Source organism: Paenibacillus sp. FSL R10-2748 (genome assembly GCF_038005565.1).
Taxonomy (GTDB): Bacteria; Bacillota; Bacilli; order Paenibacillales; family Paenibacillaceae; genus Paenibacillus; species Paenibacillus polymyxa_B.
Genome location: NZ_JBBOTK010000001.1, coordinates 553,268 through 570,110, shown reverse-complemented (window position 1 = coordinate 570,110; position 16,843 = coordinate 553,268). Strand labels below are relative to the sequence as shown.

The window sequence follows — 16,843 nt, the reverse complement described above, 5'->3', positions numbered from 1 at the left end:
GCAAAAGTGACGGATAAGTATATCGTACCCGAAATGCCCACTAGGCGCATGATCATGACATTATTGAAAACCCAGGGACCTGTGGGCGTCGGAAGCTTGGCAGCTCAATTGGGCATTACCGAAATGGGAGTGCGCAGGCATCTCAAATTGATGGAGCAGGATGGTCTGATCGTGGCTACGATCGTGAGACAGGCGATGGGACGCCCGACGTTTTTATACAGTCTGAGCGAGCAGGGAAGCGAGCAGTTTCCTCGTAATTATGATCATCTGTTACTGGAACTGTTAGAGGAGCTGGATGAAGAACAGGGAATGGAAGCTGTTTACTCGCTGTTTGATGGTAGAAAACGTAAAATGATGAAGCGCTACGCCCCTCACATGGAGGGGAAGACTACACTGGCCTCACGTGTGGAAAAGCTTTCGGGCATCCAGAATGCTTCCGGATATATGGCAGAGTGGCACGAGGAAGAGGATGGTAGCTACTCTATTGTGGAATACAATTGTCCTATCTCTCAAATTGCAGGCCGTTACCGCAAGGCTTGTGAATGCGAGCAGCAAATGTTTGAGGAGCTGCTTGATGCCGAGGTTGTTCGTGAGGATTGTTTGGCGGATGGGGGCCGTTGTTGCCTGTATCGTATCCGCTCTAAAAAAAAGTAAAACTTTTCAGGCTTGTTTTCTGTATCATGACAAGCTCTCCATGCTTATAATGCACTAACAGATGGGCATTCGCCCGGGCACAAGGGAGAGATGATGATGAAGGAGAACTGCAAAAGTTTTATCCGAGGCGCGTTGGCAGGCAGCATTATTGGTTCGGTTGCTGCTTTGTTATTTGCCCCTAAGTCTGGTCGTGAGCTGCGTCAGAATATTACAGATCAGGCGCGCAACGTAAGTGATAAGGGACAGGAGCTAGCGGGGAAAATTTCAGACACCTCAATTGAGTATACTGACAAAATTAAGGAGACAGCCTCAGCCGTCATTCATGAAATTGGGCAATGGCGTAAAAAGGGTGAAATTATTCCTGAGGTTAGTATTTCATCAGCGACTGTTCAAGAAGATACGGAAAAAGATGCTCTGTAACGGTCTGTAAAACGTAGGTGAAACACTGAATACGGTTTGAATTCGTGGCTTCTCCCGTTGGGGTGGAGCCTTTTTATTGATCACTTCCTCGTTTTAGGGTAATCTTTTGGGGTACCTTTTACATTAATACGACATAAGGTATGTAGCAACGGATAGCTTTCCGAGATGAAACAACTCATATTTGAACAAAAAAGGAAGCGGTGTGTACGTGCAGCAAGCGATTGCAATATTGGATTCCGGTGTAGGAGGTTTGACGGTTGTAAAAGAAGTCATGCGTCAGCTTCCACGGGAAAAAATCATTTATTTTGGAGACACTGCGCGCACTCCGTATGGCCCCCGACCATCGGAAGAGGTTAAAAAATTTACAGAGCAAATGGTTGATTTTCTGATTCAATTTGATCCGAAAGTCATTATTATTGCTTGTAACACGGCTACTGCCGCGGCATTGGACTATATAAGCCAAAAGGTATCCATTCCGGTGATCGGAGTCATTCACCCTGGGGCTCGTGCTGCGATTAGCGCGACGGCTACCGGGCATGTCGGGGTGATTGGGACTGTCGGTACGATTCGAAGCGGAGCGTATACAGCTGCGCTCAAGCAATTGTCTCCTTATGTAGACGTGGTGAGCCATGCTTGTCCTGCGCTTGTTCCATTGGTGGAACAAGGGTTATTCCGCTCCAAGACGACATCGCAGGTTGTGGAGGAGACATTGAGACCTATTCAAACGTATCCGATTGATTGTCTGATTCTTGGTTGTACGCATTATCCTTTTTTGAAGGAAACGATTCAAGAAGTCATGGGGCCTGCAGTAAAGCTCATTAGCTCGGCAGATGAAACGGCGCGTGAGACGAGTACCATTTTGTATAACAAAGGCAAGTTGGAAGCTGGGGACGAAACGCCGGTGCATCAGCTTTTTTGTTCCGGCGATCCTGAATTGTTCCAGCGCATTGCCGCACAGTGGCTCGGGGAGCAAATTCGCCAAACGCCTGTCGTCTGGCAAGTCACCAATTTGGATTAACGAGACAGCCGACTTTTTTTGTCATTGGACAAAAGAAGTCGGTTGTTTTGCTTTTCGCTACATCAAGACACGCCGCGTCTGCATAACATGCAGTAAGGCAGATGGAAGGGGCGTAGTAAGATGAGGGAATATATCGTTCAAAAAGGAGATACATTGCACCGGGTCGCCTCGGCTTTTAAACTATCGGCGGATACTTTGATCGTAGATAATCCGTGGGCCGCCACGCAACCCTATCTGATTAGTGGTCAAGTGTTATATATTCGTCCGTCTACGGATCGTAAATACGTTATTCAGCCTGGTGAGTATGCAAGACAGATTGCCAAGCAGTTTGGTGTGGAGCTTGATGAGTTACGGCTAGCCAATCCAGGACTTGCGGAGCATGATTTTACGGAAGGAAAAACTATTGTTATTCCTGAAGACCATCAGGATCAGATTGTACGATTACGTGGAGAATATGGATATGAAGATTTAAAGGAAGACCTAGCGGCCTTGGCCCTCAGATATCCGTTTATTGAAGTTGGCAGCATTGGCACCAGTGTCATGGGGAAGGATATTCCTTATGTACGTATTGGGCAGGGAACCCGTAAAATTCATGCCAATGCTTCTGTTCATGCTAATGAATGGCTGACGACGCCTTGTTTGCTGCGTTTTATAGAGCAATATGCACAAGGGATCGATGGGACTGAAGAACATATAGGGACCTCTCAATGGGTGTATGGAGGTTCTCCGCAGGATTTGCTGGAGCATACATCCCTATGGGTGGTTCCGATGGTCAACCCGGATGGGGTAGAGCTGGTGCAACAAGGTGTACTCCCAACTCATCCGTTGTATCATGATCTCAAAAAGTGGAATGAAGGACGTGCTGATTATCGCGGTTGGAAGGCCAATATTCGTGGTGTCGATCTCAACGATCAATTTCCGGCATATTGGGAAGAAGAGGTACGCAGACGCGGTAAAATAGGTCCGTCTCGACGAGACTATGCAGGACCTGCACCTTTGTCTGAACCAGAGTCCAAGGCGCTTGCCGATCTGACGGAGCGCGAACAGTTCGACATGGTGTTATCCATACACAGTCAGGGACAGGAGATCTATTGGAATTATCGGGATCTAGAGCCTAAGGAGAGCCGAGATTGGGCCTTACGGCTAGCTGCCGCAACAGGGTACCGGGCGGTAAAGCTGGGTGGGAGCGATGCAGGGTACAAGGATTGGTTTATACAGCGATTTGGTAAACCAGGGTTTACCGTTGAAGTCGGTCTAGGTGTAAATCCGCTGCCCATGCGTGATTACGATGATATTGCAGCAGAAGTGGGCATGTTAATGGCAACAGTGCTGTCATGGTGAAAAATTCGGCCTACTGAAACGTATCGAATCATTTGCGCGTATTAGGAGGAACACGTTTTTTATAAGTGTTCCTCTTTACATGTCCCTTCAATGGGGTATATATACTTAGGAGCATTGGAAATGGAGTGAACAACTATGAAGTGGAAAAGATTACTATCTCTCCGTCAATGGTCACATGTATTTCGTCGTATGCCCCGATTTATTACTTCATCAAGGATTCCGCTGGGAGAAAAGTTACTCTTTGCGGTGCCTGTATTGCTCTATTGGGTATTACCTGATGTCATGCCATTTATGCCCATCGACGATATTGGTGTGACGCTATTGCTTATGAATTGGTTTGTCACCCGTGCCGAACGAAAATATCCAGATGTGCTTGAAAAACAGCATGTACGTGTTCGGTAGATAAGCTTATGAATTTCGTGATTGCGATTTTTCACGATTTTCTTTACAATAGGAATATTGCCTTTTGCTATGCTGAATATAATTGTGGTCTATCGGCTCATGATGATGTTTCAGACGCAGCTGTGCTGCCGTAGTACCTCTTTCCCTCTGGGATAGAGGCTAATTATTTGAGTTGTTGATTTTACCCGCTAGGTTGTGTGGTGTGGATATGTATCCAATGAACCACATTTCATTTAATGAATATGAAGGAGATGAAGTTTGATGAACTGCAAAATTACTCGTAACGCAGCTAAAGTATTGAAACTTGAACTGGATAAGGAAGAGAACCAAGGGAAGAGCCTGCGCGTTGTTATTACTCATGCTCATGGAGATCATGCTCATTACGGGCTGGATTTGGACACGCCTAAAGAAACAGATACTGTCGTATCTACAGATAAAGGCATTGACGTAATTTTGGAAAACGGCCAGCCGCTGCTGGATGGTGTGAAAATTGATTACTTGTACTTCCCCGAAGAAGGATTTGTCATTACTAACCCTTCCCAAGGTAATCACGGCGACCACTAAGCCGGAGCTCGGAGGGATGACAGATGGCCAATGATATTCGCGTATGTGATGAATGCAATCATATCCGCTTGAAAACGATCTTGCCCAAGTTGCAAAAGATGGCACCAGATGCCGAGATCAAAATCGGCTGCAAATCGTATTGCGGTCCTTGTGGGAAACGAGCGTTTGTATATGTGAACGGACGTTATGTGAGTGCGGCCACAGAGGATGAAGTATTGGAGAAGGCTGCGCGCTTTATCAAATAGTTCCAGTACGCAGCATTCGCAATTTTTGAATAGTTCTCCTTCTTCTGATCCATGCTAATGGATGTAGACCACTGCCCAGAAGGAGGAGTGACTCATGGCCCAATATGATTCTAATCTCGACAATCACAGTGTTGAAGCTCAAACACAAAACTCGGTGGACAGGCTACACAATGCCGTCTCTCAGGCATTGTCACATCCGGCTGAGCAACTGATTGAACAGGCGGAGCAATCTCGCACTCATGCGGAACATGCCATACAGCAGGCAAAGGATAGCCTTGGTGACGACTCAGTAGAAGTTGCAGAGGACATGCTTGGTGAAGAGGTACAACGGCTTGAACAAGCTAAAAAAACGTTGCGTTCCTAGCGCAGTCGAGTGACAATCCATATAAAAAAGCACGATCCACAGCACTTACAAGCTGATGGATCGTGCTTTTTTGTTATATACAGGGTGGGTATGCGATCGGCATCCTTAAAAGAGTTCGGGGAGGATGCTATGTTAGCAACCTCCCACAGAAAGTCTATTAGATAAAGAAGGAGTTACTTCTTTGTTTGTGGTTCCCATTCGCGAATAAGATCGTATGTGATAACCTGATCGGATATGTTCAACCGATTGAGAGCTTCGGTATAGCCCGGTCCGCAGGCGTTAACATCTGTAGGCTGGCCTGTACTCAGGTTGTAACAGGTCCCTTTGGAGAATGTACCGTCCTCAGATGGAATGTAGTACACTCGTCCATCGGTGAAAGCACCAGTACGCAGTACAACCATACGAGGCTTCCCGCTAAACAGATCGTTTCCCATAAAATGATATGGTTTTGTAGAAATCCCAAGTAGGTGCATTACGGAAGGCGTCAGATCCAACTGACCTGCCGGTTCCGTATACGTGCCCGCCTGACTTCCGTCAGGAAGATGCACAAGCAATGGCACTTGATTCATGATTTTCTGCATGTCCAGATCCGTAAGTGGCTTGCCTAAAAACTTCTCATACAGTGCTTTGTCTTTAATAGAATTGTCATGATCCCCATAAAACATCAGGATCGTATCATCCCACAGTCCGTCTTTCTTCATCTGATCTACCAATTCGCCCAGTGCTTCATCTACATAATGGACAGATTTCAGATAGTCTCCGAACATGGTACCTTCAAACTCGCCAACGTCCAAATCTACCGCGTCAGGTGACAGGTTGTACGGATGATGGCTGGAGATACCGACCATATAGGCGTAGAACGGCTGCTTAACTTCGGTGGTGAGATCATTGAGCGTTTGACGGAAAAAGGATTTATCTCCTAGGGACCAACCCAGTGGCTCATCTATTTTAAAATCTTTTTTACTGTAGAACTTGTCATAGTTCATTGCCTTATACATGGTGTAACGGTTCCAGAAGCTGCTATCGTACACGTGAAACGCATTGGGACTATACCCAGTATCCTTCAAAATGGAAGGTAACGTATCGAATTTATGGTCCGCATAACGGATAAATACCGAGCCAGTAGGGAGCGGATGCAGCGAAGCATGTGTAGAGAAGTCCGCGTCCGAAGTACGACCCTGCGCAGTCTGGTGAAAATAATTGTTGAAATACATGCTTTCCTTCGTCAGTTTGTCAAAGTTAGGCGTAATCGCTTGACCGTTGATCTGTTTGCCGATAAAAAAGTTCATGAACGCTTCAGCTTGTATGACCATCACGTTTTTGCCCTTATACTTGCCAGATAGATCATTTTTAACCTGAAGCAACTTTTGGTGCTGATTAAACCATTCCTTATCCTTATCGGATTCTGCTTGAGCCAATGTAGGCTGGGGACCAAGGTGATCTTGACCATAACGGTAGATGTCATATCCATGAAATCCGATCAATCCGGTTACGTTGTACAAGGCCATTGACCACCAGTTGCCGACAAATATGCCAGTTGCCCACGTGGAGGTATAATATTTGATCGGCCCAAATGTCAATACATAGCCAATCAGGAAGGCCAATGCCCCTTTGGAGAAGCGAAGCAGGAACCTCCTTGTGAACGAGCTTCGGGATGCTTCTAAATAAGTATCATTCGTTGTAAGTCGACGTCGTAACGAAGCCACAAATATGACATACGGAATGAATAGAATCCAGTCTGCAAAAAAGAAAATGTCCCACCAGTACATAAGGGATGCGATACTTCCGCCCAGAGAGTCAACTTGTCCGGCTTGAAGTAAGACGGGAATCGTAATGAAATCCTGGAAATACCGATAATAAACCATGTCGGAATAAATGAGTGCGGTGAGCAAAATATCGAGCACCACAAGAGCAATCAAACGTCCGCGACGTGGTAGCCATAAGGTCCAGAAGCTCACAAGTAAAAGAGAACCAATAGCGATGACATAATCCAGCGGATTCATGTCAATATTTTGGGCATGCAAGTTATAGTGAATCAGTACGAGCTTGCCGATCATAAGTACAAAAAACAGACCTAATCCAAAATATCGAGACAGCAGCACTCTGCTGAACGTGTTACCAGTGCGACTTGCACTGGACGTGCGAATAACCAACACTTTACCCCCTCCGGCAGAAATGTTCGGCTAGTATAAAATACATATTAACGTAATGTTAAAACCGAAATGCCTTTAATTATTATAGCGCTCATCTCGCGCATTTCAATGATTAAGTAAAGAAAATACAGCACAAATCAGGCCAGAAGAACGAACAGAGGGTTCGTTTCCTGGCCTAAACTTCATCATATTTAAGGCTGCAACGGCGAAGTATCTTTGCGGCGCGGAGGCAGAGGGCCTAGATACTGATAGTATTGGCATTCAATACGGCCGTTAAACAACTTCCGGCGCTTGTCTGCTTTACGGCCCCAATAATGCTCAAATTGCTTGGTGGAGCTGATGGCAAAGAAGGACCAAGTCTTCATTTCGGCTGCCGTGCGTGCGAGTGAACGGATCAGCTTTTCCACCTCGGATTGCTCGCTCAGTCTCTCGCCATAAGGTGGGTTTGTAATCATCACACCATATTGTCCTTCGAGTCTGACTTTAGTTACAGGCATTACCTTAAGAGGGATGTCTTTAGCAAAGCCTGCTGCTTTTACAGCTGCCTCAGCAACTTGTATGGCATTTGGGTCGATATCGCTACCTGCAATCTCAAAAGGAATGTCATCGCGGGTCAAATCCATCGCTTCGTCGCGAGCCTGATCCCATAATTCTCTGCCAATGACAGGCCAGTCTTCCGAGTTAAAGGTACGTCTCAGGCCTGGCGCAATGTTCCAGGCTTGCATGGCAGCTTCGACCAATAAAGTACCGGAACCGCAGCATGGGTCATAGAATGGTCGGTCAGGGCTCCAGCGACTAAGCTGAATAAGAGCAGAAGCCATCGTTTCTTTGAGAGGCGCCTCTGTAACGAGCTTACGATAGCCGCGTTTGTGCAGTCCTGGACCGGTCGTATCAAGTGTCAGCAATGCACGATCATTCAATAGAATGACCTCAATGACGTAACGAGGGCCATCTTCAGCAAACCAATCTGTGTGGTAGGTTTCCTTGAGCTTCTCTACAATCGCCTTCTTGACGATTCCCTGACTGGCTGGTACGCTACTAAGCTGTGATTTGTGCGAACGTCCCTCTACGGGAAATTCACCATCTACAGGAATCCAATCCTGCCAAGGCAATGCTTTGGTACCCTCGAACAGCTCGTCGAAGGTAGTTGCAGCAAATTCACCCATTTTTATAAGCACGCGGTCTGATGTGCGAAGCCACAGGTTACACCGGCATATATCCATATAATCTCCGGTAAAAACGACGCGGCCATTTTCAACGGTCAGATCTTCGTATCCGAGTTCTCTGAGTTCCCGGGCCACGACGGCTTCAAGTCCCATTGGCGCAGTTGCAATTAGTTGCAGTTGAGTCATTAAACGTATTCACTCCGTCCCCATAATCATGTAAGCTTGGTTCAATCCCTATAGTATAGGTCATTGTACTCGAAGAGACAAATCATTAAGGTAAAAAATTTACGAAGGACACCACGTCCAACCTGCGCTATGATTAAGCAAGAAGGAGAGATGAACCGTGGAAATTACACCAAATATGACGCCTGAACAATATGTAGACCAGCTGGTACGAGAAGATGAAGCACTGTGCAGTATTAGGGAGGCTATCGTTAAAGAAGGTATGCCGGAAGTATCCGTTGCTCATCCTTACGGAAAACTGTTGACCTTTCTAATTGAAGTATCTGGCGCACAGCATGTATTGGAAATCGGCGCATTAGGCGGCTACAGTGGATTATGTCTGGCCCGTGGGCTGGGAGAAAAGGGCCGCATTGTGTCACTGGAGCTGAAAGAAGCGTACGCAGCGCTGGCACATCGACATATGGAAAACAACGGATACGGTGACCGTGTCGAATATCGTATCGGACCCGCAGCGGACAGCTTGAAGGAACTTCAGGAAGAGGGAAGAACATTCGATTTTTTCTTTATTGATGCAGATAAGGAAAATTACCCAGTGTATCTGGAATATGCGATTGCTCTGGCGAATCCGGGTGCCATTATTGCGGGAGACAACTGTTTCCTTCGCGGACGGACGCTGAATACGGATAAGAACGGCCCTGCCGTCCAGGCCGTGAGACGTTTTAACGAAACGATAGCAACAGATCCGCGGCTGGTCAGCACGCTTTTGCCAGCGTACGATGGATTGGCGCTAGCTCGAGTTAAATAGCGTTCATTCCCCATGTATAGCCACATATAAAGAAAGAACCACCTTGTCCACGGCAGCGTGAACAAGGTGGTTCTTGTCTGTTAAGGCAGGCTTGTCTTACCCGAAGGTTATCTTACCTGAAATCAGGCGTAGCCTTACGATCAAAAAGCTTCATGCGTACCCAGAATATGTTGACGATTAACAGGACACCTGACATGATAAACAGTCCTTCGATGCCAATAAACCCGGATAGCACCCCGCCAATGACAGCACCCAGCATATTTCCGAGCGCTAGCGAACTGGTATTGAAGCCGAAAGAACGGCTTTCCATTCCTTCCGGTGTATACGTGCGAATCAACGCATTTACGCTTGGTAGCAGACCGCCCATAAATACACCCATGAAAAAACGGATAATGACAAGTTGCCATACTTCATTGACAAAAGCCTGCGGAATGAGCATAACCGCCGTTCCGAGCAGTGCAATGGTCAAGATCTTGTGCGCCCCTATCTTGTCACTCAATCTTCCAAGGAGCGGTGCAGCAACCATATTGGATACGCCTGTAATAGCCGTAACGAACCCGGCAATCAGCGCAATTCCTTCTGCCGACCCATACAGTTTTTGCACATATAATGGCAGCAGAGATACCGTACTGATCATGGCAAACTGGAGCAGAAACGTTACGGTGAACAAAGCCGGAAGCTGGGGCGTATGGCTTAGCTCCTTTAATCCGGCCAGAACCGAAATTTGCGGTATGCGTGCGGCTTCCGTTTTGCTGAAATTTTCTTTAACCAGAAACATTGCGATGAGCGAGGCTATAAAAATTAGAGCGCCTGTAATATAAAAGATCGGTCTGAATCCGACCCAGTCAGCCAAAAATCCGCCTAGCAGAGGGCCGAGAATCGTGCCAGCCATCTGACCGGATTGCATAATCCCCATAGCGAATCCGGTTCGCTCTTTGGGAGTGGTACCCGACACTAGGGAAATCGATGCCGGATTGAAACCCGAAATCGTACCGTTCAGCAGGCGAAGCGCCAGCAGTTGCCACGGGTGGGTGACCAAACCCATACATCCGATGACCAAAGCCATACCAAAGCCTGAGCGAAGCAGCATGACTTTACGTCCATATCGGTCAGCCAGCTTGCCCCACAAAGGCTGGAACATAAATGAGGTCAAAAAGTTAGCGGCAAAAATAACTCCGGCCCATAGACCAATATCGTGCTCTCCCTTCACATGAAGGTCCTGAGCCAGATACAGGGCGAGGAACGGAGTAATCATCGTGATACCCGCATTGACCAGAAACTGACCGAACCAAAGCACAATGAGATTGATTTTCCACGTCTCCCACGTCTCCCACGTTTTCAATGTGCTTTCACTTCCTTTCTGCCCATTCTCATCCTGTTGTAAATCCTACTTATCAAAGCATAACTTCTCCGGAGCTTTAAAAAAGCCATTTCTCTAGTATAGCACACTTCATTGAAACTTTATCCAAATGTCATGGGTTTGTCATGGTTTGTTCGAGAGCTGCGGTTGTTACGACTCTTGAAAAAGGGCATAATAAAATATAGTATTTATGATTCGAACTGGAGGCTGAAGTCATGACCTACAATGATACTTTTATCCGCGCTTGCCGCAAGCAAGCTGTGGATCATATTCCCGTATGGTACATGCGGCAGGCCGGAAGGTATGACCCTGAGTATCGCAAAATTAAAGAAAAATACACATTGCTTGAAATATGCCGCCAGCCCGAGTTGGCCGCAGAAGTGACCTTGATGCCCGTGCGCAAGCTTGGGGTGGACGCTGCAATTTTATATTCTGATATTATGAATCCGGTAGCCTCGCTAGGGGTTGATTTTGATATTGTCAAAAATATTGGCCCGGTTATTGATAATCCGATCCGGTCAGCTGCAGACGTAGACAAGTTGCGTCCGATTGATGTGGAACGCGATTTGGGTCATATTTTGGAAACGATTCGTATTTTGGACCGTGAACTAAACGTGCCATTGATTACGTTCGCTGGAGCGCCTTTTACCATTGCAAGCTATTTAATAGAAGGAAGGCCTTCGAAAGGATATATTCGCACCAAAGCGATGATGTATGGAGAGCCTGAGCTGTGGCATCGCCTGATGGATAAGCTAGGAGACATGGTTATTACATACGTGCGAGCCCATATCGCTAATGGCGGTAAGGCTTTTCAATTGTTTGATAGCTGGGTAGGTGCGCTCTCGCCTTATGATTTTCAAACTTTTGTGCTGCCGACTATCACACGTATTTTCCATGAACTATCTGATCTGGATGTACCTAAAATTTATTTTCCGGGCGTAAGCTCTGGTGAATTGCTCCCACACTTGAATGGGTTAAAAGCCGATGTGATTGGACTGGACTGGCGGGTAAGTATACCTGAAGGACGTCGTCGCTTGGGGAACGGTTTTGGTGTACAGGGAAACCTGGATCCTTATGTGCTTACTGCGCCAATCGATGTTATCAAGCAGTATGCGAAAACCATTGTAGATGAAGGCATTTTGGAGCCGGGTTACATTTTCAATCTCGGTCATGGTTTATTTCCTGAGGCCTCGCTAGATAAGCTAAGAGAGCTTACTAATTATGTACATGAGTATTCCCGCTCGGTTTTGTCAAAAAATGAATACATTAGAAATGTTAAGAGGTGATCTGTTAATGAAAACAAAAGTGGGTGTACTGGTCATGTCCTACGGGACGCCGGAGAGTCTGGATCAGGTGGAAGCCTATTATACACATATTCGTCGCGGCAATGCTCCCTCGCCGGAGCAGTTAAAAGAATTAAAGGATCGTTATGAAGCTATTGTAGGCGGTGTGTTTCCGCTGCGGCAGAACACGGATCGGCAGGTTCAAAACTTGCAGGAAACCTTAAATCGGGAAAATCGCAACCCGGACATTGAATTTATCTGTTATCAGGGACTCAAACATGCCAAACCGTTTATTGAGGACGGTGTGGAAGCTATGGTGCAAGATGGCATTCGTACAGCGGTGGGTGTCGTGCTGGCTCCTCATTATTCCGTTATGAGTGTAGGCACTTATATTAAGCGCGCACAGGCTAAGGCACAGGAACTGGATCTAGCCATATCATTTGTGGAGAGCTATTATCTTCATCCAAAGCTGATTAAGACGCTGACTGAGCGTGTAAACGCCAAACTGGCGCTTTTTGAAGAAGCTGGAGCCAAGCGGGATGAGGTTCGTGTTCTGTTTAGTGCGCACAGCTTGCCTGAACGGATTTTGGCTATGGGTGATCCTTATGTTGAGCAATTAATGGCTACATCGCAGGCTGTTGCGGACAAGGCGGGAATTACCAACTGGCAGTTTACGTGGCAAAGCGCCGGTCGTACAGCAGAGCCATGGCTGGGGCCAGACATTTTGGATACCATGCACAGTCTTAAAGAGGAGCAAGTGGAGTATGTGCTGGCTGCGCCAGTTGGCTTTGTTTCTGATCACTTAGAGGTGTTATACGATCTGGATATTGAAGCACAGGCGTTAGCGAAGGAATTGGATATGCGTTTTCAGCGTATTGATTCACTCAACAGTGATCCACTGTATATGGAGACGCTTAGTGATGTCATCATAGACCAATGGAAAAAGGGATGAGGACATAATGGAGCAAAAGTTACGTAATATTGTAATTGTAGGCGGAGGCTTGACCGGGCTTAGCACTGCTTTTTATACACGAAAAATGTACAAAGAAGCTGGCTATACACCTCGAATTACGTTGGTGGAGAAAGCTTCCGTGCTGGGCGGGAAAATTGAAACGCTGCATAAAGATGGTTTTGTAATTGAAAAGGGGCCAGATTCCTTTCTGGCCCGTAAAACGGCCATGATAGACCTGGCAAAAGAGCTGGAGTTGGATCATGAACTGGTGAGCACAAATCCTGAGGCTAAAAAGACATACATTTTGCATGAAGGACAGCTTCATCCGATGCCTCCTGGGCTGGTGCTGGGGATTCCAACAGAGCTGAAACCTTTTTTGCGCAGCGGCTTGATCTCTCTAGGCGGGAAAATGCGGGCTATGATGGATTTTGTCATTCCGCCTCGCCGTGTACCGGGAGATGAGGCGTTGGGTGATTTTATTGAACGCCGACTGGGCAAAGAAGTGCTGGAAAATGTAACCGAGCCACTGCTGGCGGGGATTTATGCTGCCAACATGAAGACGCTAAGTTTGCAGGCGACCTTCCCACAATTTGCTGAGGTAGAGCAGCAATATGGAAGCCTCATTCACGGGATGATGACAGGCCGAAAACCAGCTGAAACACATACAGGTACGAAAAAAAGCGCCTTTTTGACCTTCCGTCAAGGCTTGCAAAGTTTGGTGCATGCGTTGCTGAATGATTTGTATGACTGTGATTTACGCACCGGAATTGCTGTTACAGAATTCACAAAGACCACGGAAAGTGGAGACAGCCCATATCGCGTTATGCTGGATAATGGAGAGACGCTGGAGGCGGATGATATTTTTGTAACGACTCCCAACTTTGCTGCTGCGCCGCTATTGCGAGATCATGTCAATGTGGCTGCACTGGAAGCCGTTAATTATGTCTCCGTAGCAAACGTGGTCATGGCCTTCGATAAAAATGATATTGAGAATGTCTTTGACGGTTCTGGTTTTCTGGTCCCTCGCAAAGAAGGACGCAGCGTGACCGCTTGCACATGGACGTCTGCCAAGTGGCTACATACTAGCCCGGATGATAAGGTGCTGTTGCGCTGTTATGTAGGGCGAGCAGGAGCTGAAGACACTGTAGAGTTACCGGATGATGAGCTGATTGCACTGGTACGTAAGGATTTGAAAGAGATGATGGGAGTTACAGCAACTCCGCTGTTCACGGAAATTACACGTCTTCGCAATTCCATGCCGCAATATCCGGTAGGGCATCCGCAGGCTATAGCTGATTTGCGGGAAGAGTTACGCACTGCCATGCCGGGAGTGTATGTGTTGGGTGCTGGCTATGATGCGATTGGTTTACCGGATTGCATCCGTCAAGCTAAGGAATGGGCCTCCCATGCCGTTCAAACGACACAGCAGGAGGCGGTCCAGGTACAGGTGTAAATGTTCAATGATGAACCCTTCGCGATCCAGGCGAGGGGTTCTATTTATATTGAAATTTGATATATAATGGAGAAGGTGTAAAATTCGCCAGCTAATAAAGAAGTTATGCATATGCAATAGCATAGAAGGAGTGAAGAATGTACCCTCCCAGATCACAGAGAAATGAAGGTCGCAAGAAAGCAAGAAAACCAAAAATAGGCAAGGCTTGGATTATTACGAATCTGGTCCTGCTGCTTATGATCGTAGGTCTTTTCGGTTATTATTACATATTTGAACACGACAACAGTGGCTCTCTTGCGGAAAATGCCGGGTATTCGCAAACGGAGAAGAAAATCCAAACGGAATCTGCTAGTGAAGAGCGGTCTACTCCCTCGGTCAGTGAAAATGTTACAGCCTTGTCAAATAAACAGCTGGACGAAGGCCACCATGCAGATAAACAATTTGCTGACGATAAAACGAAGCAATCTGCTGCTTCAGACACAAGCCATCGTCCCGCGACAACGTCTGACACAAATGCTCCCGAAGGCAGCTCTTCAGGAGCAAAATTATCCTCGGGGAAAGACGGGCAAGCAGGGAACGATACGTCCAATAAGGAATACGACGGTAATCCATCCGCGGATAAGGGAGGAACGGAGGATGTAAAAAGATCCAAAACAGACGGTGCAGATTCTCCGACAGTCACGCTTCACTTTGTAGGGGATGTGCAATTTTCCGGTAAAGTTGAGCAGCGATTGGAACAGAATGGGTTTGAGTTTCCGTATCAATATCTCGGAAACTTTTTTCATAAAGACGATCTGACGATTGCCAATCTGGAAACGCCCGTGACAACGAATGGTGTGGGTGCGTTAAATAAAACGTATGTGTATAAATCTTCGCCCAAGGCGTTAACTGCGTTGGCTGCGGCAGGGATAGATGCTGTCAATTTGGCCAATAATCACATTTTGGATCAGGGCACAGACGGATTATTGGATACACTGAAATATCTGGATGAAAAAGGTATTTCCCATGCTGGAGCCGGACGTAATGCAAAAGAAGCGTATGCGCCGCATTATTTTGAACGTAAAGGGATCAAAATTGCGTTATTAGGGACTACACGTGTCATGCCTGAAGCCAACTGGAATGCGGGCGCCAAACTGCCCGGTGTAGCAGGAGCCTATGATTCGTCCGCTATCGTAAAGTCCATCCGTGAGGCACGAATGCAGGCCGATCTGGTGATTGTCATTGCCCATTGGGGGAAGGAGCGCGCTACTGCACTTGAGCCCCATCAGACCGAGTTATCGCATGCTTTTATTGATGCTGGAGCTGATCTTGTCATTGGCGGTCATCCACATGTGCTTCAAGGGATGGAGCAATATAAAGGTAAATGGATCGCATACAGCACAGGCAATTTTATTTTTTCTAAATCAACGGTGCCAGCCACTTGGGATACAGCCATATTTCAGGCAACCTGCACCCGAAAAGGGGCTTGCGAAATGAAGCTGACCCCTTACCGGGCGGAGCTAGGTCAACCGATCCCATTGAAGGAAACGGAGGCCAGTAAAATTTTGCAGAGAGTGGCGGCACTGTCACCAGGAAATGTCTCGATAGGGACGGATGGTACAGTAAGCGCTCAATAGAAGCTCGAAAAGAAATTTTTTATATGGGAATTGACGGAACGATCCTATGAGGGACTCCTTTATGGATGGAGGTCATATTAAGATGAATCATTTGTGCGTGGCTCACCGCGGTTTTTCGGGTATTGCTCCCGAGAACACGATGGCAGCCTTTAAGCTTGCGTTGAAGCAGCCATTTGTACACTGGGTTGAGCTGGATGTACAGCTGTCAAAGGACGGTGTTCCGGTGGTAATTCATGATTTTACGCTGGAGCGCACGACGAATGGTATAGGGAAAGTAAAGGATTCAGACTGGAAAGCATTGCAACAACTTGATGCTGGTAGCTGGAAAAGTGCAGAATACCGTGGAGAAATGATCCCTTCCCTCGCACAGGTACTGGATTTATGTCGTGGCCGCGTATCACTCAATATTGAGCTTAAAACAGCGGGAGATATGTATCCGGGACTGGAGAAAGCCGTACTCCGTGAAATTGTGATGAGAGGGATGGAGGGAGAGGTGGTATTAACCTCTTTTGAGCGTGCCGCAGTACGCCGGGCTAAGGAGCTGTCTCCTGAGATCCGTACCGGATTGATTATCGATGCGCGTCCAGATGATTTGGCAACGCAACTGGAGCAGCTACAATGCACTTTTTTATCCATAGGCTATCCGCGTTTGGATCGAAACCTGATGAAAGATCTCACTGGCCGCGGTATTACTGTCATGGCGTGGACGGTGGATGACCGCCGTATAATGCGGAAATTGTCCTCATTACATCCTGAATTGATGATTTGCACTAATTGGCCGGATCGCTGGGAGCAGGTTTTTTTGCTTTCCAAGCACCGGATGTGGCACTATATACGTAAACTTATTCGTTAATCAATTGGACT

17 protein-coding genes are annotated in these 16,843 nt (G+C 46.9%); 14 read left to right on the top strand and 3 right to left on the bottom strand.

Annotation, left to right across the window (positions count from 1 at the left end):
* Positions 1–6 precede the first annotated feature (6 nt).
* The 8 genes from NSS66_RS02645 to NSS66_RS02610 all read left to right on the top strand — a co-directional run bounded on the left by NSS66_RS02645 (position 7) and on the right by NSS66_RS02610 (position 5,008).
* Positions 7–654 (top strand): helix-turn-helix transcriptional regulator, encoded by a 648-nt coding sequence (locus NSS66_RS02645; RefSeq protein ID WP_028542843.1) that lies wholly within the window; start codon positions 7–9, stop codon positions 652–654.
* A gap of 96 nt (positions 655–750) precedes the next feature.
* The gene (locus NSS66_RS02640) at positions 751–1,074 is read left to right on the top strand and encodes a YtxH domain-containing protein (protein ID WP_068940242.1); all 324 of its coding nucleotides are present in this window, start codon (positions 751–753) and stop codon (positions 1,072–1,074) included.
* 208 nt (positions 1,075–1,282) lie between these two features.
* Positions 1,283–2,092 (top strand): glutamate racemase, encoded by an 810-nt coding sequence (racE, locus tag NSS66_RS02635; RefSeq protein WP_023987989.1) that lies wholly within the window; start codon positions 1,283–1,285, stop codon positions 2,090–2,092.
* 120 nt (positions 2,093–2,212) lie between these two features.
* On the top strand, positions 2,213–3,433 hold the full coding sequence (locus NSS66_RS02630; RefSeq protein WP_339201797.1) for a M14 family zinc carboxypeptidase: 1,221 nt from the start codon (positions 2,213–2,215) through the stop codon (positions 3,431–3,433).
* Between the two features lie 135 nt (positions 3,434–3,568).
* Complete coding sequence (locus NSS66_RS02625; protein ID WP_023987991.1) at positions 3,569–3,835, top strand: hypothetical protein; 267 nt, start codon at positions 3,569–3,571, stop codon at positions 3,833–3,835.
* Positions 3,836–4,096: 261 nt separating this feature from the next.
* The gene (locus NSS66_RS02620; protein ID WP_013309686.1) at positions 4,097–4,399 is read left to right on the top strand and encodes a heme biosynthesis protein HemY; all 303 of its coding nucleotides are present in this window, start codon (positions 4,097–4,099) and stop codon (positions 4,397–4,399) included.
* Positions 4,400–4,422: 23 nt separating this feature from the next.
* Positions 4,423–4,644: a DUF1450 domain-containing protein gene (locus NSS66_RS02615; RefSeq protein WP_007429791.1), complete on the top strand. Its 222-nt coding sequence runs from the start codon at positions 4,423–4,425 to the stop codon at positions 4,642–4,644.
* Between the two features lie 94 nt (positions 4,645–4,738).
* Positions 4,739–5,008 carry a hypothetical protein gene (locus NSS66_RS02610; protein WP_023987992.1) on the top strand — a complete coding sequence of 90 codons (270 nt, stop codon included), beginning with the start codon at positions 4,739–4,741 and terminating at the stop codon, positions 5,006–5,008.
* A gap of 173 nt (positions 5,009–5,181) precedes the next feature.
* Here the strand turns inward: NSS66_RS02610 and NSS66_RS02605 are convergent, their stop codons facing one another.
* Both NSS66_RS02605 and NSS66_RS02600 read right to left on the bottom strand, forming a co-directional pair.
* Complete coding sequence (locus tag NSS66_RS02605) at positions 5,182–7,164, bottom strand: LTA synthase family protein (protein ID WP_053325150.1); 1,983 nt, start codon at positions 7,162–7,164, stop codon at positions 5,182–5,184.
* Positions 7,165–7,352: 188 nt separating this feature from the next.
* The gene (locus tag NSS66_RS02600; protein ID WP_023987994.1) at positions 7,353–8,513 is read right to left on the bottom strand and encodes a THUMP domain-containing class I SAM-dependent RNA methyltransferase; all 1,161 of its coding nucleotides are present in this window, start codon (positions 8,511–8,513) and stop codon (positions 7,353–7,355) included.
* A 157-nt stretch (positions 8,514–8,670) separates the two neighbouring features.
* Between NSS66_RS02600 and NSS66_RS02595 the strand changes: the two genes are divergently transcribed.
* Entirely contained in the window at positions 8,671–9,315 is a 645-nt protein-coding gene (locus NSS66_RS02595) for a class I SAM-dependent methyltransferase (protein ID WP_160789850.1), read from the top strand.
* A gap of 112 nt (positions 9,316–9,427) precedes the next feature.
* On the opposite strand, the gene NSS66_RS02590 is transcribed toward NSS66_RS02595, so the two are convergent.
* The gene (locus tag NSS66_RS02590; RefSeq protein ID WP_053325151.1) at positions 9,428–10,657 is read right to left on the bottom strand and encodes an MFS transporter; all 1,230 of its coding nucleotides are present in this window, start codon (positions 10,655–10,657) and stop codon (positions 9,428–9,430) included.
* Positions 10,658–10,890: 233 nt separating this feature from the next.
* Between NSS66_RS02590 and hemE the strand changes: the two genes are divergently transcribed.
* From hemE to NSS66_RS02565, 5 genes are all read left to right on the top strand, one after another.
* Positions 10,891–11,961: a uroporphyrinogen decarboxylase gene (hemE, locus tag NSS66_RS02585; RefSeq protein WP_023987997.1), complete on the top strand. Its 1,071-nt coding sequence runs from the start codon at positions 10,891–10,893 to the stop codon at positions 11,959–11,961.
* Positions 11,962–11,968: 7 nt separating this feature from the next.
* The gene (gene hemH, locus NSS66_RS02580; protein ID WP_068940250.1) at positions 11,969–12,910 is read left to right on the top strand and encodes a ferrochelatase; all 942 of its coding nucleotides are present in this window, start codon (positions 11,969–11,971) and stop codon (positions 12,908–12,910) included.
* Positions 12,911–12,917: 7 nt separating this feature from the next.
* The gene (hemG, locus tag NSS66_RS02575; protein WP_076264302.1) at positions 12,918–14,363 is read left to right on the top strand and encodes a protoporphyrinogen oxidase; all 1,446 of its coding nucleotides are present in this window, start codon (positions 12,918–12,920) and stop codon (positions 14,361–14,363) included.
* 137 nt (positions 14,364–14,500) lie between these two features.
* The gene (locus tag NSS66_RS02570; protein WP_340958401.1) at positions 14,501–15,979 is read left to right on the top strand and encodes a CapA family protein; all 1,479 of its coding nucleotides are present in this window, start codon (positions 14,501–14,503) and stop codon (positions 15,977–15,979) included.
* Between the two features lie 82 nt (positions 15,980–16,061).
* A complete protein-coding gene (locus tag NSS66_RS02565; protein ID WP_340958399.1) occupies positions 16,062–16,832 on the top strand; it encodes a glycerophosphodiester phosphodiesterase in 771 nt (256 codons plus the stop codon).
* The last annotated feature ends 11 nt before the right edge of the window (positions 16,833–16,843 follow it).

Excerpts from the sequence above, each read along its gene's own strand:
- NSS66_RS02640 (WP_068940242.1), top strand. The coding sequence starts at position 751 with ATGAAGGAGAACTGCAAAAGTTTTATCCGAGGCGCGTTGGCAGGCAGC.
- NSS66_RS02630 (WP_339201797.1), top strand. The coding sequence starts at position 2,213 with ATGAGGGAATATATCGTTCAAAAAGGAGATACATTGCACCGGGTCGCC.
- NSS66_RS02625 (WP_023987991.1), top strand. The coding sequence starts at position 3,569 with ATGAAGTGGAAAAGATTACTATCTCTCCGTCAATGGTCACATGTATTT.
- NSS66_RS02620 (WP_013309686.1), top strand. The coding sequence starts at position 4,097 with ATGAACTGCAAAATTACTCGTAACGCAGCTAAAGTATTGAAACTTGAA.
- NSS66_RS02615 (WP_007429791.1), top strand. The coding sequence starts at position 4,423 with ATGGCCAATGATATTCGCGTATGTGATGAATGCAATCATATCCGCTTG.
- NSS66_RS02610 (WP_023987992.1), top strand. The coding sequence starts at position 4,739 with ATGGCCCAATATGATTCTAATCTCGACAATCACAGTGTTGAAGCTCAA.
- NSS66_RS02600 (WP_023987994.1), bottom strand. The coding sequence starts at position 8,513 with ATGACTCAACTGCAACTAATTGCAACTGCGCCAATGGGACTTGAAGCC.
- hemE (WP_023987997.1), top strand. The coding sequence starts at position 10,891 with ATGACCTACAATGATACTTTTATCCGCGCTTGCCGCAAGCAAGCTGTG.
- hemH (WP_068940250.1), top strand. The coding sequence starts at position 11,969 with ATGAAAACAAAAGTGGGTGTACTGGTCATGTCCTACGGGACGCCGGAG.
- hemG (WP_076264302.1), top strand. The coding sequence starts at position 12,918 with ATGGAGCAAAAGTTACGTAATATTGTAATTGTAGGCGGAGGCTTGACC.
- NSS66_RS02570 (WP_340958401.1), top strand. The coding sequence starts at position 14,501 with ATGTACCCTCCCAGATCACAGAGAAATGAAGGTCGCAAGAAAGCAAGA.
- NSS66_RS02565 (WP_340958399.1), top strand. The coding sequence starts at position 16,062 with ATGAATCATTTGTGCGTGGCTCACCGCGGTTTTTCGGGTATTGCTCCC.